The sequence below is a fragment of the Planobispora rosea genome (assembly GCF_014648175.1).
GTDB lineage: Bacteria > Actinomycetota > Actinomycetes > Streptosporangiales > Streptosporangiaceae > Planobispora > Planobispora rosea.
Genome location: NZ_BMQP01000011.1, coordinates 41,432 through 60,184 on the forward strand (window position 1 = coordinate 41,432; position 18,753 = coordinate 60,184).

An 18,753-nucleotide genomic window follows, 5' to 3' on the forward strand; every position below is an offset into this window, starting at 1 on the left:
GCCCGCTAGGGTGCCGCTGTGATCGACGCGATCGGCGCGCTGCTCCGCCGCCACCTGCCCGGCTACGAGATCGGGTCCGCCGTCCGGCTGGGTGAGGGCTGGGACAACGTCGCCTACGAGGTCAACGGCGAGTTGATCGTCCGGTGGAGCAAGGAGGAGGACCCCCTCCTGCGGGCCGAGGCGGTGCGGCGCGAGGCGGAGCTGCTCGGCGCGGTGGTCCGGCTGTCCCCCCTGCCGGTCCCGGAACCGGTCTTCGCCGACGCCGAGGCGGGCGTCATGGCCTACCCCAAGCTTCCCGGCCTGCCCATGAGCGAGCGCCCGGTGGCGGACCCGGCCCGGCTGGCGCCCGTGCTCGGCGCGTTCCTCGGCAGTCTGCACCGCGCTCCGGTGGCGGAGATGGAGAAGCTGGCCGAGCGGGACTTCCGGGCGGCGGAGGAATGGTTGCGCGAGGCGCGGGAGGACTACCGGGAGATCGCGGAGCTGGTGTCCCCGGCGGCCCGCCGTACCGTCGAGGACTTCCTCGGGCGCACGCCCCCGGCGGCGGGACCGCGCACCCTGGTGTTCTGCCACAACGACCTGGGCGACGAGCACGTGCTGGTGGACCCCCGGACGGACGCCGTCACCGGGGTCATCGACTGGACCGACGCGGCCATCGCCGACCCCGCCTACGACTTCGCGCTCATCCACCGGGACCTCGGTCCCGAGATCCTCGACCTGACGCTGGGCTGCTACGAGGGGCGCTGGGACGGGGCCGACCGCGAACGGGCCCTGTTCTACGCACGCTGCACCCTGCTCGAGGACATCGCGTACGGCGTGCGCACCGGTTCCCGCCACTACACCGAGACCGGCCTGGCCCGCCTGGACATCACCTTCGCCCCCGCCTGACCGGGTACCCCGCCGGGTCCCGCCGAGTCCGGCGACCCCTGACGCCACGACGGCTCCGGGCCGTCATCACCCGGCCCCGGCGGTCCGGCGCGTTATCGCCCGGCCCCGCCCGCCACCCCCAGCTCGGCCTCGAAGGCGTCGACCATCTGCCTGGGCGCCGTCAGGCACCACGCCTCGGCGACCAGCTCGAACAGCTCGTCCTCGTCGATCCTGTCCAGGTGGACCACGACCCAGCCGAACCGGCCCGCGGTGAACTGGACCTCGAACACCTCCGGCCGCTCGGCCACCAGCGCCATCTGCTCCTCGATCGTCGCCTTGAGTCCGACGGTCTCCGTCCGCTCCCACAGGTAGCCGAACCCCTTGCCCCGCACCTTCAGCGAGACCCATTCGCCGCCGTCGCTCTGCGAGACCTCCGGCAGTCTGTTCAGCATCTTCAGGAACTCATCGACGCTCACACCCATGGGCCCACATGTACCAGAACACTCCGACACTTTCCCGTGCTCGTCCCCCGCGGAGCGGCCGGACCCCTCCGAGCCGGTCGCGCAGGTGTGAGCTCCCCTCCATGGGGCAGCGAATTAATGCAGCTCAGCGTGGCTGGGCGGACCGTCGCCGGCGGAGGGGGTACAGAAGTGACTCGCGGACGCTCGGCACTTCCGTGGACGGGCGGCGGCGTGCCTGCCGGCCACGGCACCGGCCGGAGCGGTCCGCCCCGGCCCGGCGCGGAAGCCCTCCCGGTGGGCGTGGAGGAGGAGTTCTTCCTCTTCGACCCCCGTACCGGCCGGACGATCCCACGCGCGGCCGGCGTCCTGGACGCGGTGCGCGACCCCGACCGGGTGCAGCGGGAGTTCGCGGCCTGCCAGGTCGAGACCGCCTCCAGTCCGCACACCGATCTCGGCGAGCTCCAGCGGGAGCTGGTCCGGCTCCGGTCCGAGCTGTCCGGCGCGGCACGGCGGGCGGGTTGCCGCCTGACCGCCTGCGGATCGGCCCCCTTCGAGAACTCGGCCACCGGGGCGACCGTCACCGACATCCCGCGTTACCTGCGGATAGCCCGCGCCTACGGTGCCATCGCCCGCGGGGAGAAGTGCTGCGGCTGCCACGTCCACGTCGAGGTGCCCGATCGCGAGGAGGCCGTGCAGGTCTGCAACCATCTGCGGCCCTGGTTCCCCACGCTCCTGGCGTTGACGGCCAACTCCCCGTTCACCGCCGGCCGCGACAGCGGGTACGCCAGCTGGCGCACGATCGCCTGGGGGCGCTGGCCCACGGTCGGCCCGCCCCCGCTGCTCGACTCCGCCGCCGACTACCGGGCCACCGTGGACGCGCTGGTCCGCTCGGGCGTCATCCTGGACGAGGCGATGGTGTACTGGCTGGCGCGGCCCTCCCACCACCTGCCCACGGTCGAGGTCCGGGTGGCCGACGTGTGCGCCACCGCCGAGGAGACCGTCGCCTACGCCGCGATCGTGCGGGCGCTGGTGACGACCGTGCTGCACGACATCCGCTCCGGGGTGCCCGCGCCCCGCCCCGTGGAGGCGCTGCTGGAGGGCGCCCACTGGCGGGCGGCGCGGGACGGGCTGGAGGGCCAGGGGGTGGATCCGTTCACGGGGGCTCCGGTGCCCGCCTGGCGGCTGGTCGACGAGCTCATGGCCCGTATCGGTCCGGCGCTGGCGGCGGCGGGGGACTTGCCGATGGTGACCGAGCGGCTCTTCCTGCTGCGCTGCCTGGGGTCGGGGGCCGCACGCCAGCGCGCGGTGTACGGCCAGCGGTCCAACCTGCAGGACGTGGTGGCGTGGATGGGACGCCAGACCGCTCCCGTGACGGTCTGCGACCTCCCGCTTCTCACCTCACAAGGAGATTTTTCCGTCATATGAGTGCAAAAGGTGATTTTTAGGGCAGAGAACAAAAATTCCATTTAATTCGGTGCTTTTCTGGGGTGAAGAGAGATGGCGAACCGCGAGGAGCTCATCACAGTCGGCGTCGAGGAGGAGTTCCACATCGTGGACGCCGGGACCAGACGCCTGGTACCCCGGTCCGGCGTCCTGCTGGAGCAGCTGCCCGCGGACCGGTTCACCCCTGAACTGCAGCGTTCGGTGGTGGAGGTCAACAGCAGCCCCTTCACCCGCCTGGACGATCTCGCGGGCGAGCTGACCGGGCTGCGCCGCCTGGCGGTCCGGGCGGCGGAGGGGCTGGGGCTGGGGATCGTGGCGGCCGGGAGCGTGCCGCTGGTGGATCCGGAGCTGATGAAGATCTCCCCGGACCCCCGCTACGAGCGGATGCTCGCCGACTACCAGGAGCTCACCCGCGAGCAGCTCATCTGCGGCACCCAGGTGCACGCCCAGATCGAGGACCGGGACCTGGCGGTCGCCGTCGCCCACCGGCTGGCCCCCTGGGTGCCCCCGCTGCTCGCGCTGAGCGCCGGCTCGCCGTACTGGCTGGAACGTGACACCGGCTACGCCGCCTACCGCCCGCTCGTCTGGCAGCGCTGGCCCACCGCCGGCCCCATGCCCGCGTGCGCGTCGGCCGCGGAGTACGACGAGATGATCGACGAGCTCATCCGGTCGGGCACGATCAGCGATCCCGGCATGATCTACTTCGACATCCGGCCCTCGGCGCACGTCCCCACCGTGGAGTTGCGGATCTGCGACTCCTGCCCCCGGGTGAGCGACGTCGTGCTGATCGCCGGGCTGTTCCGCGCCCTGGTGGCCCGCGAGCTGGAGGCCGTACGGCGGGGGCGCCCCGCCGAGGTCCGCCCGGAGCTGGTGCGCGCCGCGACGTGGCGGGCGGCGCGGTCCGGGCTGGAGGGCGAGCTCGTCGACCCGGACGCGGGCGCTCCCCGGCCGGCCGCCGAGGTGATCGGGCGGATGGTGGACGGCCTCCGGCCGGAGCTGGAGCGCTCCGGCGACTGGGAGCTGATCGCGTCCCTGACCCGGGAGGCGCTGGCGCGGGGGAGCTCCGCGGCCCGCCAGCGGGAGGCGTTCGCCCGCAACGGCGACCCGGCCGACGTCGTCGATCTCCTCCTGGCCGAGACGCGGAACGAGGAGTGGGCCCCCGTCGCGCCAGCCGCGTCCGGCGTCACGACCGGCGCGACCGGCGTCCCGGGCGGTGGCCACGCCGAGGCGGCGTGAGCATCCCCGCGCGAGCGGGGATCCAGGGGATCCAGGGGATCCAGCGACTGCGGAACGACCATGACCATATGAGGGATGACCTGTGTGCGGACTGAGCGGTGAGATCCGATTCGACGGGCGCACGGCGGACATCGGCGCCGTGAGCCGGATGACCGAGGCGATGCACGACCGCGGACCCGACGGCTCGGGGCTGTGGTCGCTGGGGCCGGTCGCCCTGGGCCATCGCCGCCTGAAGATCATCGATCTGTCGGAGAAGGCGGCCCAGCCCATGGTGGACAGCGCCCTGGGCCTGGCGGGAGTGTTCAACGGCTGCCTGTACAACTACCGGGAGCTCCGCGAGGAGCTGCGGAACCAGGGATACCGCTTCTTCTCCACCTCCGACACCGAGGTGCTGATGAAGGCGTTCCACCACTGGGGTCCCGGCTGCGTGGAGCGCTTCAAGGGGATGTTCGCCTTCGCGGTCTTCGAGCGGGACGCCGGCCGCCTGACGCTCGCCCGGGACCGCCTGGGCATCAAGCCGATGTACCTGGCCCGGGACGCCGGCCGGCTGCGCTTCGCCTCCTCGCTGCCCGCGCTGCTGGCCGCCGGAGGAGTGGGCGGCGACATCGACCGGGTGGCGCTGCACCACTACATGACCTTCCACTCGCTGGTGCCGGGCGAGCGCACGATCCTGGCCGGGATCCGCAAGCTCCCGCCGGCCACGGTGCGGACCGTCGAGGCGGACGGCACGACCCGCGACCACCGCTACTGGCAGCCGCCCTACACCCGCTCGGCCCTGCCGGAGTACGCCGGAATGGGCGCCGACGACTGGCGCGAGGCCGTGCTGGAACGGCTGCGCACGGCCGTACGGCGCCGCATGGTCGCCGACGTGCCGGTGGGCGTGCTGCTCTCCGGCGGCCTGGACTCCAGCCTGATCGTCGCGCTGCTGGCCGAGGAGGGCCAGGGAGGGCTGTCGACCTTCAGCATCGGGTTCCAGCCGGCCGGCGGTCTCGACGGAGACGAGTTCGTCTACTCCGACCTGGTCGCCGAGCGCTTCGGCACCGCCCCCCACCGCCTCCGCGTCGAGGACGCAAGGCTGGTGCCCGCCCTGGAGCGCGCGGTGCGGGCGATGAGCGAGCCGATGGCCAGCCACGACTGCGTCGCCTTCCACCTGCTGTCGGAGCAGGTCGCCAAGCACGTCACGGTCGTGCAGTCGGGTCAGGGCGCCGACGAGGTCTTCGCCGGGTACAGCTGGTTCCCGCCGCTGGCCGGTGTGGCGCGCGAGCAGGCGGCCGACGTCTACGCCCGCGAGTTCTTCGACCGCCCGCACGCGGCCATGGCCGAGGTCGTCTCCCCCGAGTACCTGATCGGCGAGGACGCCAGCGGCGCGTTCGTCCGGCGTCACCTGGAGGCGCCCGGGGCCGAGACCGCGCTGGACGCGGTGCTGCGGCTGGAGACCGAGGTCATGATGGTCGACGACCCGGTCAAGCGGGTGGACAACATGACGATGGCCTTCGGGCTGGAGGCCCGCACCCCGTTCCTCGACCACGAGCTGGTCGAGCTGGCCGCGGCCTGCCCGCCGGAGCTCAAGCTGGCCTCCGGCGGCAAGGGCGTGCTCAAGGAGATCGCCCGCAAGCTGCTGCCGGCCGAGGTCGTCGACCGGCCCAAGGGGTACTTCCCGGTGCCCGCCGTACGGCACGTCGACGGGCCCTTGCTGGAGCTCGTCCGCGACGCGCTGAACGCGCCCGCCGCCCGGGCCCGCGGCCTGTTCGACCGGTCGTATGTGGAACGGCTGCTCGCCGCGCCCAACGAGCACCGTACGCCGGTCGGCGTCAATGTGCTGTGGCAGCTTGGACTCCTGGAGCTGTGGTTGCAAGCCCAAGGAGTCTGATGACGCATATCCTCGGCCTCCGCCCGCACCTTCCGGCGGAGGCGAGCCTGACCGCCTGGCACTGCCGGGCGCCCGCCCTGGCGCCCGACACGAGCGCCGTCGCCTTCGTCGGCGACTCCGGGGGCTCGCCCCGCGTCTGGATCCAGCCCCTCGACGGGCAGGCGCGGGCGTGGCCGGTCGACACCGGGCCGGAGCCCGTCGCCGACGTGGGCTGGTCCCCCGACGCCAGGCGGCTGGCGGTCCTCGTCGTGCCGGGCGGCGGGGAGCACGCGCAGGTCTGGACCGTCCGGCCCGACGGCTCGGATCTGCGGCCGCTGTCCGCCCCCGCGGGCGGGACGGCGGCGTTCGTGCGCTGGACCGGCCGGGGCGAGCTCCTGCTCGTCACCGAGACCTCCGCGTCGGGCGTGACCGAGACGGTGCTGATCGACGCCGACTCCGGGAGCCGGGAGGTCGTCGCGGCCGGCCCGCTGACGCACCCGGCGGCGATCAGCCGCGACCACCGGCGGATGCTGCTGCGGCGCGGCCCCCGTGGCATGCGGAGGATGTCCGTGGCGGACCTGACGGGCGGCGGGGCGTGGCACCTGCAGAACGGCGGGGCACGGCACCCGGCGGGCGAACGGATCCCGTCCGGGGAACGGCCGCTCCCGGGAGAACGGCCCCTGCTCGCGGGGCTGCCCGGCTCCACCGACTACGGCATCCTCTCCCCCGACGGCGCGACCGTCTATCTGCTGTCCGACGCGGGCCGCGATCGGGCCGCCCTGGTCGCGGTGCGCGGAGACGACCGGGCGGTGACGCTCGCCGAACGCCCGGACGCCGAGCTGGACCAGTTCGCGCTCAGCGCCGACGGGCGCCGCGCCGTACTGGTGTGGAACGTCTCCGGCAGGTCGGAGCTGGGGCTGATCGAGATGGACACCGGCACGGTCTGCCCGCTCCCGCCGCCGCCCGCCGAGCTGGTGACCTCGATCAGGGTGTCGCTGGACGGGCACCTGGCCGTGCTCGCCGCCGAAGGGCCGGGCGACCCTCCCCACGTGCTCCTGTGCGACCTGGAGACCGGCGGCTACCGGCGGGTCGCGGGAGCGGACCCGCTCGCCGAGGCGGTCCGGCCGGAGCTCGTGCGGTTCCCCGCGCGTGACGGCGTGGAGCTGAACGGCTGGCTCTACCGGGTCCCGGGAACGCACGCGCCGGTGCCCTTCCTCATCTACCTGCACGGCGGCCCGGAGGACCAGGAGCGGCCCGCCTTCACCCCGCTGTACCAGAACCTGCTGGCCGCCGGGATCGGCGTCTTCGCGCCCAACGTCCGCGGCTCCTCCGGCTCGGGACGGGCCTTCCGCGACGCCGACAACCACGCGCTGCGCTTCCGCGCGATCGACGACGTCGCCGACTGCGCCGACGAACTGGTACGGCTCGGCCTGGCGAATCCGGCCCGGATCGCCTGCATGGGATGGTCGTACGGCGGCTACCTGACCCTGGCCGCCCTCGTCTCCCGCCCCGACCTCTTCCGGGCCGGGGTCGACTTCTGCGGAATCGCCGACTTCGAGACCTTCTACGCGCGCACCGAGCCGTGGATCGCCGCGGCCGCCGTCAGCGAGTACGGCCACCCGCGCGACGACCGCGAACTGCTGCGCGCCCTGTCGCCCCTGCGCTCCTTCGACCGGCTGGCCGCCCCGCTGCTGGTCGTGCACGGCGCCCATGACACCAACGTCCCGGTGCACGAGGCCGAGCAGGTGGTCCGGGCCGCGCGGGGCCGCGGAGTGCCCTGCGACTACCTGCTGTTCGAGGACGAGGGGCACCAGATCAGGAAGCCCGCCAACCGGGCGGCCTTCGTCAGGAACGTCGTCGCGTGGCTCGGGCGGCACCTGACCGTCCCCGCCCCGGCGTGACGGTGCCCCGCGGATTCCGTCCTCCGGAAGCCGCGGGGCACCCGGCCCGTACCCGGCGCCGGTCAGTCGCCGTCCCCGTCGTTGTCCGTCTCGCCGTCGTTCTCGACACCGGGCGCTCCGGTCGTCTCGACCACGTCCGGGGTGTCCCCGTCGCCGCCGTCTCCGCCCCCGCAGCCCGCGGTCAGTACGGCGAGCGCCGTCACCCCGGCGGCCAGCAGCGCCTTGCTTCCGGTCCGAGCCAGCATTCACAGTCTCCAATCGTCCTGCGGCCGTAGCGAGGGCGCCCCGTCCGCTCCGCGGTGACGGGGCGCCCCGTCCGCTCTCTGTCTGCCATCCGCCGACGTGCCCAGCCTCCCGTGCCTCTAACGTCCCGGCCGCACTGAGGATCACTCCCGGGAGAGGTGCCGCGGCACCGAGGCGACGGCGGCGCACCTGCCGGGCCCTCCGGGAGCGAAAGGGAGATCAGCTATGTACAACGTTGAATACAACGTTGTACAAAGGGCTGGCGGAAGGATCGCAAGCATCGTCCAGCCAGGGCACGGGGGCCGGAGCGGAAGAGGTCTTCATGGGCATCAGAGTCGTCCAACGCGTGATCGTGGCACTGGCGGGATCGGCCTGCCTCCTCGCGGCGGCCCCGGCCACCGCGGCCCCGGGCGGGCCGGCCTCGCGCGCACCGGCCCCGGCTCCGCCGTCCGTCCCCGCGCCGGGCGATCCGGCCCCGGGCGCACCCGCCGGGGCCGCCGGCGGGAGACCGGGGACCTACACCAACCCGGTCAGCCGCGCCTTCGCCGACACCTACGCCGACCCCGCGATCATCCGCGGCGAGGACGGCTGGTGGTACGCGGTCGGGACCAGCGACCCGCTGCGGGAGGGTGAGGGCAGGCGCCACTACCTGCCGATCTCCCGGTCGCGGAACCTGACCGACTGGAGCTACGTCGGCGACGCCTTCACCGCGGAGACCCTCCCCGGGTGGGCCGACACCGCGGCGGGCGCCAGCCTGTGGGCGCCGGACATCCGGCGGGTCGGCGGCGAGTACCGCCTGTACTACGTGGTCACCCAGACCACCGTCACACCGGAGCAGAACGACAACGCGATCGGGATGGCCACCGCGCCCACACCGGCCGGCCCGTGGACCGACTCGGGCGCCCCGGTCGTGGACCCGCGCAGGGGCGGGGGCGGGCCCGGCGACTTCAAGTGGACCTTCGACCCGAGCCATGCCGTCGACACCGACGGGACCGAGTATCTCGTCTACGGCTCCTACTACGGCGGGATCTTCATCACCCGCCTCGACCCCACCGGCAGGAGGGCCGTCGGCGAGCCCACGATGATCGCCATCGACAACAAGTTCGAGGGCGGTTACCTGCTGCGCCGCGGCGGCCACTGGTACCTGTTCGCCTCCTCCGCCGACTGCTGCGCGGGCCCGACCACCGGATACAGCGTCTACGCCGGACGCTCCCGCTCCATCACCGGGCCCTACACCGACCGGGAGGGCGTCCCGCTGGTCGCGTCACGGGCCGGCGGCACGATCGTCATCGCGCCGAACGGCAACCGCTGGGTGGGGACCGGGCACAACGCCGTCGTGACCGACCCCGCCGGGCAGGACTGGCTGGTCTACCACGCCATCGACCGCGCCGACCCGTATCTCGACGAGCCGTACGGGATCAACGAGCGGCCCATGCTGATCGACCGCCTCGACTGGATCGGCGGCTGGCCGACCGTCCGGGGCGGCGCGTGGGCCTCGGAGGATCCCCAGCGGGCGCCCGGCCGTGCCGGGCCCGTGAAGATCGCGCCCACTCCCCGGCCCGGCCCGGTCGACCCCCGCGACAGCGACGAGTTCGACGGCACGCAGCTGCGCCCCGGCTGGAGCTGGGTGCGCGCGCCGCAGGGAGAGCTCACCGGCGGGGCGCTGCGCTGGCCCACCCAGGACGCCGAGCTCAACCGGGAGACCAACACCGCCTCGGTGCTCCTGCGCGAGGCACCCGAGGGCGACTGGACCGCCGAGACCAGGCTCCGCATCGACCTGGGCACCGACACCGTACGCAACTACCAGCAGGCGGGCCTGATCGCGTACGCCGGGGACGACCTCTACACCAAGCTCGTCCACGTCGCGATCTGGAACACCCGCCAGACCGAGTTCGGCAAGGAGATGCCCTACGCCGGCCGGATCGCCTACGGCGGCACGATCGTCGGGCCGCCGGCCGAGGAGACCCGGCTCCGTCTCGTCCACCGCGTCGACCCGCGCAACGGCGAGCACGAACTCCGCGCGGCCACCAGCCGCGACGGCCGCACGTGGGTCTTCGGCGGCGTGTGGACGCTGCCCGCCGAGGCCGACCTGCGTGTCGGGCTCATCTCCCTGGGAGGCGCCGGCGCCACGGCCGAGTTCGACTACTTCCGTCTGCACCGGCGCTGACGGGCCGGCCGCGCCCCTCCGGGAGGAGCACGCGGAGGGGCGCACGGGACGGACGGGCCGTTCGAGACGTACGCGCGCGGGCAGGACGGCCTCATGAAGGTAGCGGTCCTGTCCGACACCCACGCGCCGCGGCGCTGGAAGTCCTGCCCGCCGCGGGTCGCGGAGCACCTCCGCGACGCTGACCTGATCCTGCACGCCGGGGACGTCTGCACCGCGGGCGTGCTCGGCGAGCTGGCCGCCTACGCGCCCGTTCACGTGGTCAAGGGCAACAACGACGGGGCCGACGTGGTCGCTCCCGAGACGCTCGAACTCGACCTCGGCGGGCTCCGGGTGGCGATGGTCCACGACAGCGGCGCGGCGCGGGGGCGGCTGGCCCGGCTGCGCCGCCGGTTCCCCCGGGCCGACCTCGTCGTCTTCGGGCACTCGCACATCCCGCTCGACGAGAGCGGCGACGGCCTGCGCATCTTCAACCCCGGGTCGCCCACCGACCGCCGCCGCCAGCCGTACGGCACCATGGGCCTGCTGCGGATCGAGAACGGGGCTCTGACCGAGGCGAGGATCGTGCCGGTCACATGAGGGCCGGTCACACGAATGCGGGTCACATGAGGATGTCCCGGTCGGCTCGCGCGAGCCGACCGGGACATCAGAGTTCCACGCCCCCGGAACCTCGGGGCCTCACGCCCCCGGGATCCCGGGACGCCATGATCAGACCAGGTCGAACCGGTCGGCGTTCATGACCTTGTTCCACGCCGCGACGAAGTCCTTCACGAACTTCTCCTTCGCGTCGTCGCTGGCGTAGACCTCCGCGAGCGCGCGCAGCTCGGAGTTCGACCCGAAGACGAGGTCGGCCCGGCTGCCGTTCCACTTGACCTGGCCCGTGGCCGCGTCGCGGCCCTCGAACACGGTCGCGTCCTCGGACGTCGCCTTCCACGTCGTGCCCAGGTCGAGCAGGTTGACGAAGAAGTCGTTGGTCAGAACGCCGGGGGTCTCGGTGAAGACGCCGAGCGGCGACTGCTGGTAGTTCGCGCCCAGGACGCGGAGGCCGCCGACGAGGACCGTCATCTCGGGCGCGCTCAGGGTCAGCAGGTTCGCCTTGTCGATCAGCAGGTACTCGGCCGGCAGGCGGTTGCCCTTGCCGAGGTAGTTGCGGAACCCGTCGGCGGTCGGCTCGAGCGCGGCGAACGACTCCACGTCGGTCTGCTCCTGCGAGGCGTCCACGCGGCCCGGGGTGAAGGGGACCTGGACGTCGTAGCCGGCCTTCTCGGCGGCCTGCTCGACGGCCGCGGCACCGGCGAGGACGATCAGGTCGGCCAGCGAGATCCGCTTGCCGCCGGTCTGGGCGGCGTTGAAGGCCTCCTGGACGCCCTCCAGGACGCGCAGCACCTTCGCCAGCCGGTCGGGCTCGTTGACCTCCCAGCCGATCTGCGGCTGGAGGCGGATGCGCGCGCCGTTGGCGCCGCCGCGCTTGTCACTGCCGCGGAAGGACGAGGCCGACGCCCACGCGGTGGACACCAGCTCGGACACCGACAGACCCGAGGCGAGGACCTGGGCCTTGAGCGCGGCGACGTCCTCGGCGTCGACGAGCTCGTGCGTCACCGGGGGAAGGGGGTCCTGCCAGATCAGCGTCTCGCTCGGGACCTCCGGGCCCAGGTAGCGCACGACCGGGCCCATGTCACGGTGGGTCAGCTTGAACCACGCCCGGGCGAAGGCGTCGGCGAACTCGTCGGGGTTCTCCAGGAAGCGGCGCGAGATCTGCTCGTAGATCGGGTCGAACCGGAGCGCGAGGTCGGCCGTCGTCATCCCGGGGGCGTGACGCTTCGACGGGTCGTGGGCACCGGGGACGGCGTCGGCCCCGGCGCCGTCCTTCGGCATCCACTGGTGCGCGCCGGCGGGGCTCTTGACCAGCTCCCACTCGTAGGCGAAGAGGGTCTCGAAGAAGCTGTTGTCCCACTGGGTGGGGGTGGGCGTCCAGGTGACCTCGATACCGCTGGTGATCGTGTCACCGCCCTTGCCGGTGCCGTGGGTGCTCTTCCAGCCGAGACCCTGGTTCTCGATCGGGGCGGCCTCGGGGTCCGGGCCGACGTGCTCCGACGGGCCCGCGCCGTGGGTCTTGCCGAAGGTGTGACCACCCGCGATCAGGGCGACCGTCTCCTCGTCGTTCATCGCCATCCGGCGGAACGTCTCACGGATGTCGCGGGCCGAGGCGAGCGGGTCCGGGTTGCCGTTGGGGCCCTCCGGGTTGACGTAGATGAGGCCCATCTGGACCGCGGCGAGGGGGTTCTCCAGCTCCCGGTCACCGCTGTAGCGCTCGTCGGCGAGCCAGGCGGTCTCGGGGCCCCAGTAGACGTCCTCGTCGGCCTCCCAGACGTCCGCGCGGCCGCCGGCGAAACCGAAGGTCTTGAAGCCCATGGACTCCAGGGCGACGTTGCCGGTGAGGATCATGAGGTCGGCCCAGGAGATCTTCTGGCCGTACTTCTTCTTGACCGGCCACAGCAGGCGGCGGGCCTTGTCGAGGTTGGCGTTGTCCGGCCAGCTGTTGAGCGGGGCGAAGCGCTGCTGACCGGCGCCGGCGCCGCCGCGGCCGTCGCTGATCCGGTAGGTGCCCGCGCTGTGCCACGCCATCCGGATCATGAGCGGGCCGTAGTGGCCGTAGTCGGCCGGCCACCAGTCCTGGGAGGTCGTCAGCACCTCCGCGATGTCCCGCTTCACGGCCGCGAGGTCGAGGCTCTTGAACGCCTCGGCGTAGTCGAACTCCTCACCGAGGGGGTTGGCCACGGCGGGGTTCTTGGCGAGGATCTTCAGGTTGAGCCGCTCCGGCCACCACTGGCGGTTTCCGCCGCCCTGGGTCGGGTGCGCGGCGCGCCCGTGCGCGACCGGGCAGCCGCCTTCGCCTTCCGGCTTCGGGTCGGTGACGATTGCGTCATGGTTCTCGGACATGGGAATCCTTCTGGACTAGGGATCCTGATGCTCAGGAACTACGGGCGGTGGAACATGCGGGGCACAGGCCCCAGTAGATGACCTCGGCCTCGTCGATGGAGAAGCCGTGGTCGTCGGACGCGTGCAGGCAGGGCGCCTCGCCGACCGCGCAGTCGACGTCGGCGACCACACCGCACGACCGGCACACGACGTGGTGGTGGTTGTCCCCGACGCGCCCCTCGAACCGGGCCGGGCTGCCGGCCGGCTCCATGCGGCGGATGAGTCCCGCCGCGGTGAGCGCGTGGAGAGCCTCGTACACGGCCTGGAGGGAGACATGGCCTACACGATCGCGCACCCCGGAGGCGATCCCCTCGACGTCGAGATGGTCACCGTCGCGGACGGTCTCGAGCAGCGCGACGCGGGCTGCCGTGACCCGCAGGCCTGCACCGCGCAGTTCCTCGGCGGTGGTCGGAGTCCTGGGTGCGGTCATGGGCCAAACCTACCGTCATAAACACGAACGATACAAGATAACGAATGATCCCAGTTTAGCCCTGAACCAGAGAGGTTTGTCCGATTTTGAGGGATTCGCTCTCCGCTCGGCGCGACCGGACCGGCGGGCTCCGCCGTAGCCTGGATCTCCCACGCGGTGGACAGGAGGCTGAAGTGGCCGAGACGGCGCTGACCGAGACAACTGCAGCCGAGGTGATGGCCGAGCTGGCCGGGCTCGAAGACCCGAAGATACGCGAGGTGAACGAGAAGCACGGCGACGATCACGGGGTGAACCTCGGCAAGCTGCGCGCGCTCGCGAAGCGGCTGAAGACGCAGCAGGAACTCGCACGCCGGCTCTGGGAGACGGACGACACCGCGGCGAGACTGCTGGCGATCCTGATCTGCCGCCCCAAGGCGTTCGAGCGTGACGAACTGGACGTCATGATCCGCCAGACGCGGGCGCCCAAGGTGCACGACTGGCTCGTGAACTACGTGGTGAAGAAGAGCCCGCACGCCGAAGAACTGCGCCTGGCCTGGTCCGCCGATCCGGATCCGGTGGTCGCGAGCGCCGGCTGGGCGCTGACCGCCGAACGCGTGGCGAAGAAGCCCGAGGGCCTCGACCTCGCCGGGCTGCTCGACGTCATCGAGGCGGAGATGAAAGACGCCCCGGATCGCCTGCAGTGGGCGATGAACCACTGCCTGGCCCAGATCGGGATCGAGCACGCCGAGCACCGCGCCCGCGCCATCGACATCGGTGAGCGCCTGCAGGTGCTCAAGGACTACCCCACCTCCCCGGGCTGCACGTCCCCGTTCGCGCCCGTCTGGATCACCGAGATGGTGCGCCGGCAGCACGCCGGGACGTGACCCCCCGCCAGGATCCCCCGCCGCTCCGGCCGGCCGAAAACCGGGTGCGGGCCGGCGGGGCGGTGATGTGTGATCGGGGACATGACGATCGTGCTGAACGAGCCGGGAGCCGACCGGCTGGGCGAGGTTGCGGGCGCGCTGCGGGAGTGGCAGCACGACGGGACGCCGGTTCAACTGCATCCGGGGGATCTGGGCTGGTTCTGGCGGTTCGGCGCCGAAGCGACGGCCGCGGCGGTCCGGACGTGGAGCCGGGACGGGCGGATTCTCGCCGTCGGACTGCTGGACGGTCCCAGGTTGTTGCGGCTGGCGATCGCGCCGGCCGCTCGGCGGGACGGGGAGCTGGCGCGGCGGCTGGCCGAGGACGTGACCGAGCCGGAGCGTGGCGTACTGCCCGAAGGGAGGGCGAACGTCGACGCGTCGATGTACCCGCTGGTCCAGGACCTGCTGGTCAAGGACGGCTGGAACGCCGACGAGCCGTGGACGCCGCTGCGCCGCGACCTCACGCGGCCGGTGGAGGACCCGGGCGTGCGGATCGAGGTGATCGGGCCGGAGCGGGTGCACGTGCGGACCGCCGTACAGCGGGCGTCGTTCGAGGGGTCGACGTTCACCGACGAGCGCTGGCACGCGATGGCGGCCGGATCGCCGTACGCCGACGCCCGGTGCCTGGTCGCCTACGACGACCGGGGCGAGGCGGTGGCGGCGGTGACGGTGTGGTCGGCCGGCCCGGGCAGGCCCGGGCTGCTCGAGCCGATGGGCGTGCACCGGGAGCATCGCGGTCACGGCTACGGCAGGGCGATCACCGTCGCGGCGGCGGCCGTACTCCAGGAGCTGGGGTCGTCGAGCGCGGTCGTCTGCACCCCCAGTTCCAACACCGGCGCCGTCGCCACCTACCGGTCGGCCGGCTTCCAGCCGCTCCCCGAGATCCGGGACCACTACCGGGACTCCTAGACGGACACGATCGCCTATGACCGCCGGCCGGGCTCCGGGCGTCAGGCGACGTGGTCCCACCGGGTCACCGGCCGGCCGGGAAGCCCGCGCATCGTGAACGCATCGCGGAGGTATCAACCAGGACTCGCAGGATCGGCGGCACAGGAAAGCACCAACCAGGGAGTGTCCGCCATGTCCACCACTGCCACCGTCGTCACCGTCCTGACCGCCCTCTGGGTGGGGTTCTCGGCCTTCTCCCTCCTTCGCCGCGCCGAGTGGGTCGTGAAGCCGCTGACGGACTACGGCGTTCCCCGCTCGTGGTGGCCCCGGCTCGGCGCGGCCAAGGCCGCAGGGGCCGCAGGCCTGCTGGCCGGCCTGTTCGTGCCGGCCGTCGGCGTCCTGGCGGGAATCTGCCTGATCCTGTACTTCACCGGAGCCGTCATCACCGTGCTCCGGGCGCGCTCGTACTCGACCGTCGTCTTCCCCCTGCTGTACATGGGCCCGGTGATCGCCGCCCTGGTGCTGGGACACCTCGCCTGACACCCACGACGCCACCGATCGGAAACGAAGAGCCGCCCGCCTTTCGGTAAAGGCCGGCGGCTCTTCCGCGGGCGCCACCGGGTCCGGACCGGGGGCGTCCCGCCCGTCGGGCGTCGGGACGGGCAATCCTGCGCCGGCCGACCACTTTCCGGCGTCGGCGGTGTCCATCCATACGAGAGACTCAGGAGAGAAGGAGCCACCATGCGAGGGATTCCGCCGATCGGGGAACCCGGCGCCTCGGCCCATGCCCGGCGCTCGGCCGGCGATCTGCTGGCGCTGGCGCGAAGCGGGGACGGTGAGGCGTTCCGCGAGCTCGTCGAGCCGTACCGGCGTGAGCTCCAGGTGCACTGCTACCGCATCCTCGGCTCGGTGCAGGACGCCGAGGACCTGCTGCAGGAGACGCTGCTGGCGGCCTGGCGAGGGATCGGCGGCTACGCGGAACGCGCGTCGGTACGGACGTGGCTCTACCGCATCGCGACCAACCGCTGTCTCAACGCGCTGCGGGCCGACGCCCGTCGCCCGCCGGGATACGCGGCCTATCAGCCGGAGGTCCCGTTGCCCGAGCCGTCGCGCCTGCGGGCGGAACCGAGCTGGCTGGAGCCGTACCCCGATGTGCTGCTCGACGAGATCGCCGACCGCCTGCCCGGGCCGGAGGCGCGATACGAGATCAGGGAGTCGGTGTCGCTGGCGTTCCTGGCGGCACTGCAGCGACTGCCGCCGAGGCAGCGAGCCGTACTGGTGCTGCGGGACGTACTGGCGTTCCGGGCCGTCGAGGTGGCGGAGATCCTCGCCACGACCGAGAACGCGGTGACCGGCGCGCTGAAACGGGCGCGGGCCGCGCTGGCGCACGAGCTGCCCGGCCCCGACCGGGAGAGCGCTCCGCTGCCGGACTCACCGGAAGAACGCCGGATCGTGGATGACTTCGTCCGCGCGTTCGAGGCCGGAGACGTCGATGCGATCGTGGCCATGATGACGGACGACGCGTGGCTGACCATGCCGCCGCTGCCGCTGGAGTATCAGGGCCCTGACGCCATCCGCAACTTCCTGGCCACCGTGGCGTTGCGCAACGGCCCCCGATACGTGCTGGTCCCGACGCGGGCGAACGGCCAACCGGCGTTCGGCTGCTACGTACGCGACCCGCGGACCCCGATCATGCACGCGCACGGAGTGCTCGTACTGACCCTGACCGGCGGTCGGATCTCCGTGCTGACACGGTTCATCGACAACTCGCTTCTGCCGGTCTTCGGGCTCCCCCGATCACTGCGCGCCTGATCAGACGGGAGCACCGTGGAATCCCCGAGAACAGCATCTGCTCCCGTGTCCAGGAAATTCCGAGAAGAAGGAGAGACGGTGGGTGGCGGCGGAGGGATGACGTCCAAGCAGGCGTGGGTGCTGGGGCTCGCCTCGCTGGCGTCGTTCATGATGTCCCTGGACAGTTTGATCGTGACGACGGCGTTGAACACGATCCGGCAGGATCTGGCGGCGTCCGTCGAATCACTCGAGTGGACCGTCAACGCCTACAGCCTGACGTTCGCGGTACTGCTGCTGACGGGGGCGGCGCTGGGAGACCGGTTCGGTCGCCGCCGCGTGTTCGTCACAGGGCTGGCACTGTTCACCGTCGCGTCGGTGGCCTGCGCGCTGTCGCCGGACATCGGGGCCCTGATCGCGTCCCGGGCGTTCCAGGGCGCCGGTGCCGCGCTGGTGCTGCCGCTGTCACTGACCCTCATCAGTGCGATGTTCCCGCCTCATCAGCGGGGCAAGGCGATGGGGTTGTACCTGGGCATCACCGGTCTGGCGACGTTCGGCGGCCCGTTCCTCGGCGGCGTCGTCGCCGAGGAGCTGACGTGGCAGTGGATCTTCTGGCTGAACCTGCCGATCGGGGCGGTCGCGATCCTGCTCACGGTGCGGCACGTCGACGAGGTCGTCGGCCCGGACGGCCGGCTCGACCTGGGAGGGGTCGCGCTCGTGACCCTGGGCGCGTTCGGCGTCGTCTGGGGTCTGGTCCGCGGGAACGCGGCGGGCTGGGGCAGCGCGGAAGTATTGGGCGCGCTGGTGCTCGGCGCCGCCCTGGTGGTCGCCTTCGTGCTCTGGGAGCAGCACGCGCAGGCGCCGATGCTGCCGATGCGGTTCTTCCGGTTGCGGGCGTTCGCCACGGCCAACCCGGCGAACTTCTGCGTCTTCGCCTCGCTGTACGGCACGCTGTTCTTTCTCGCGCAGTACTTCCAGACCGTGCACGGCGAGGGACCGTTCGGCGCCGGCCTGCGGCTGATGCCGTGGACGGCGACGCTGATGGTGTGCGCGCCGATCGCCGGCCGGCTGGCCGACAAGGTCGGCGAGCGGACGTTCGTGGTCGGCGGGCTGCTGCTCCAGACCTTGAGCATGGGCTGGATCGCCGTGGCCGCCGACACCGGCACGGGCTATCTCGAACTGCTGCCCGCGCTGATCGTCGGCGGTGCGGGACTGACCATGGCCATGCCCGCGGCGCAGAAGGCGGTGGTCGGAGCGGTGCAACCGCGGGAGATCGGTCAGGCGTCCGGCGCGTTCATGACGCTACGGATCTTCGGCGGGGTGTTCGGTGTCGCGGTCACGGTCGCCGTCTTCGCGAGTACCGGGGGCTACACGTCAGCCGGGGAGTTCAGTGAGGGGTTCACCGCGGCGATGGGCGCGGTCGCCGCGTTCGCGTTCGTCGGCATGCTCATCGCCCTCGGCATGCCCGGCGGACGACTGACCGCCGTGACCGCACCGGCGCAGGCGCAGGCGCAAAGCGCCGCGCCTCAGGGTGAGAGCGTCCCGTAGCCCGTACGTCCCGTCCCGTAAGCCGGTCACGTCCCGTAACCCGCTACATGGAGGATC

Annotated in this window: 16 protein-coding genes; 12 read left to right on the plus strand and 4 right to left on the minus strand. The window is 72.3% G+C overall.

Translation table 11 applies throughout. The features are described 5' to 3' along the window. The first annotated feature begins 18 nt into the window (after positions 1–18). The gene (locus tag IEZ08_RS13215) at positions 19–885 is read left to right on the plus strand and encodes a phosphotransferase family protein (protein ID WP_203863370.1); all 867 of its coding nucleotides are present in this window, start codon (positions 19–21) and stop codon (positions 883–885) included. A gap of 92 nt (positions 886–977) precedes the next feature. Here the strand turns inward: IEZ08_RS13215 and IEZ08_RS13220 are convergent, their stop codons facing one another. Next, the gene (locus IEZ08_RS13220; protein ID WP_068925323.1) at positions 978–1,346 is read right to left on the minus strand and encodes an MmcQ/YjbR family DNA-binding protein; all 369 of its coding nucleotides are present in this window, start codon (positions 1,344–1,346) and stop codon (positions 978–980) included. 210 nt (positions 1,347–1,556) lie between these two features. Here IEZ08_RS13220 and IEZ08_RS13225 point away from each other — a divergent pair, with 210 nt between their 5' ends. From IEZ08_RS13225 to IEZ08_RS13240, 4 genes are all read left to right on the plus strand, one after another. Further along, complete coding sequence (locus IEZ08_RS13225; protein WP_068925325.1) at positions 1,557–2,750, plus strand: carboxylate-amine ligase; 1,194 nt, start codon at positions 1,557–1,559, stop codon at positions 2,748–2,750. 72 nt (positions 2,751–2,822) lie between these two features. Then, positions 2,823–4,004 (plus strand): carboxylate-amine ligase, encoded by a 1,182-nt coding sequence (locus IEZ08_RS13230; protein ID WP_084780484.1) that lies wholly within the window; start codon positions 2,823–2,825, stop codon positions 4,002–4,004. 82 nt (positions 4,005–4,086) lie between these two features. Beyond that, a complete protein-coding gene (locus tag IEZ08_RS13235) occupies positions 4,087–5,874 on the plus strand; it encodes an N-acetylglutaminylglutamine amidotransferase (RefSeq protein ID WP_189242221.1) in 1,788 nt (595 codons plus the stop codon). Continuing rightward, entirely contained in the window at positions 5,874–7,754 is a 1,881-nt protein-coding gene (locus IEZ08_RS13240; protein ID WP_068925328.1) for a S9 family peptidase, read from the plus strand. The genes IEZ08_RS13235 and IEZ08_RS13240 overlap by 1 nt, the downstream gene beginning before the upstream one ends. A gap of 62 nt (positions 7,755–7,816) precedes the next feature. Here IEZ08_RS13240 and IEZ08_RS13245 read toward each other — a convergent pair whose 3' ends face one another. Continuing rightward, on the minus strand, positions 7,817–7,999 hold the full coding sequence (locus IEZ08_RS13245) for a hypothetical protein (protein ID WP_068925329.1): 183 nt from the start codon (positions 7,997–7,999) through the stop codon (positions 7,817–7,819). 320 nt (positions 8,000–8,319) lie between these two features. Between IEZ08_RS13245 and IEZ08_RS13250 the strand changes: the two genes are divergently transcribed. Both IEZ08_RS13250 and IEZ08_RS13255 read left to right on the plus strand, forming a co-directional pair. Further along, positions 8,320–10,164, plus strand: a complete 1,845-nt coding sequence (locus tag IEZ08_RS13250) for a glycoside hydrolase family 43 protein (protein WP_068925331.1) — start codon at positions 8,320–8,322, stop codon at positions 10,162–10,164. 93 nt (positions 10,165–10,257) lie between these two features. Beyond that, positions 10,258–10,740: a metallophosphoesterase family protein gene (locus IEZ08_RS13255; protein ID WP_068925333.1), complete on the plus strand. Its 483-nt coding sequence runs from the start codon at positions 10,258–10,260 to the stop codon at positions 10,738–10,740. Positions 10,741–10,869: 129 nt separating this feature from the next. On the opposite strand, the gene katG is transcribed toward IEZ08_RS13255, so the two are convergent. Both katG and IEZ08_RS13265 read right to left on the minus strand, forming a co-directional pair. After that, complete coding sequence (gene katG, locus IEZ08_RS13260) at positions 10,870–13,101, minus strand: catalase/peroxidase HPI (RefSeq protein ID WP_068925335.1); 2,232 nt, start codon at positions 13,099–13,101, stop codon at positions 10,870–10,872. 31 nt (positions 13,102–13,132) lie between these two features. Continuing rightward, positions 13,133–13,570, minus strand: coding sequence for a Fur family transcriptional regulator (locus IEZ08_RS13265; protein ID WP_068925337.1), 438 nt, complete (start codon positions 13,568–13,570; stop codon positions 13,133–13,135). 215 nt (positions 13,571–13,785) lie between these two features. Here IEZ08_RS13265 and IEZ08_RS13270 point away from each other — a divergent pair, with 215 nt between their 5' ends. From IEZ08_RS13270 to IEZ08_RS13290, 5 genes are all read left to right on the plus strand, one after another. Then, positions 13,786–14,433 (plus strand): DNA alkylation repair protein, encoded by a 648-nt coding sequence (locus IEZ08_RS13270; protein ID WP_203863373.1) that lies wholly within the window; start codon positions 13,786–13,788, stop codon positions 14,431–14,433. An 81-nt stretch (positions 14,434–14,514) separates the two neighbouring features. After that, a complete protein-coding gene (locus IEZ08_RS13275) occupies positions 14,515–15,381 on the plus strand; it encodes a GNAT family N-acetyltransferase (protein ID WP_189242222.1) in 867 nt (288 codons plus the stop codon). A 171-nt stretch (positions 15,382–15,552) separates the two neighbouring features. Then, on the plus strand, positions 15,553–15,900 hold the full coding sequence (locus IEZ08_RS13280; RefSeq protein WP_189242223.1) for a DoxX family protein: 348 nt from the start codon (positions 15,553–15,555) through the stop codon (positions 15,898–15,900). Between the two features lie 201 nt (positions 15,901–16,101). Next, entirely contained in the window at positions 16,102–17,172 is a 1,071-nt protein-coding gene (locus IEZ08_RS13285) for a sigma-70 family RNA polymerase sigma factor (protein ID WP_189242224.1), read from the plus strand. 96 nt (positions 17,173–17,268) lie between these two features. Then, positions 17,269–18,696: a DHA2 family efflux MFS transporter permease subunit gene (locus tag IEZ08_RS13290; protein WP_068925345.1), complete on the plus strand. Its 1,428-nt coding sequence runs from the start codon at positions 17,269–17,271 to the stop codon at positions 18,694–18,696. The last annotated feature ends 57 nt before the right edge of the window (positions 18,697–18,753 follow it).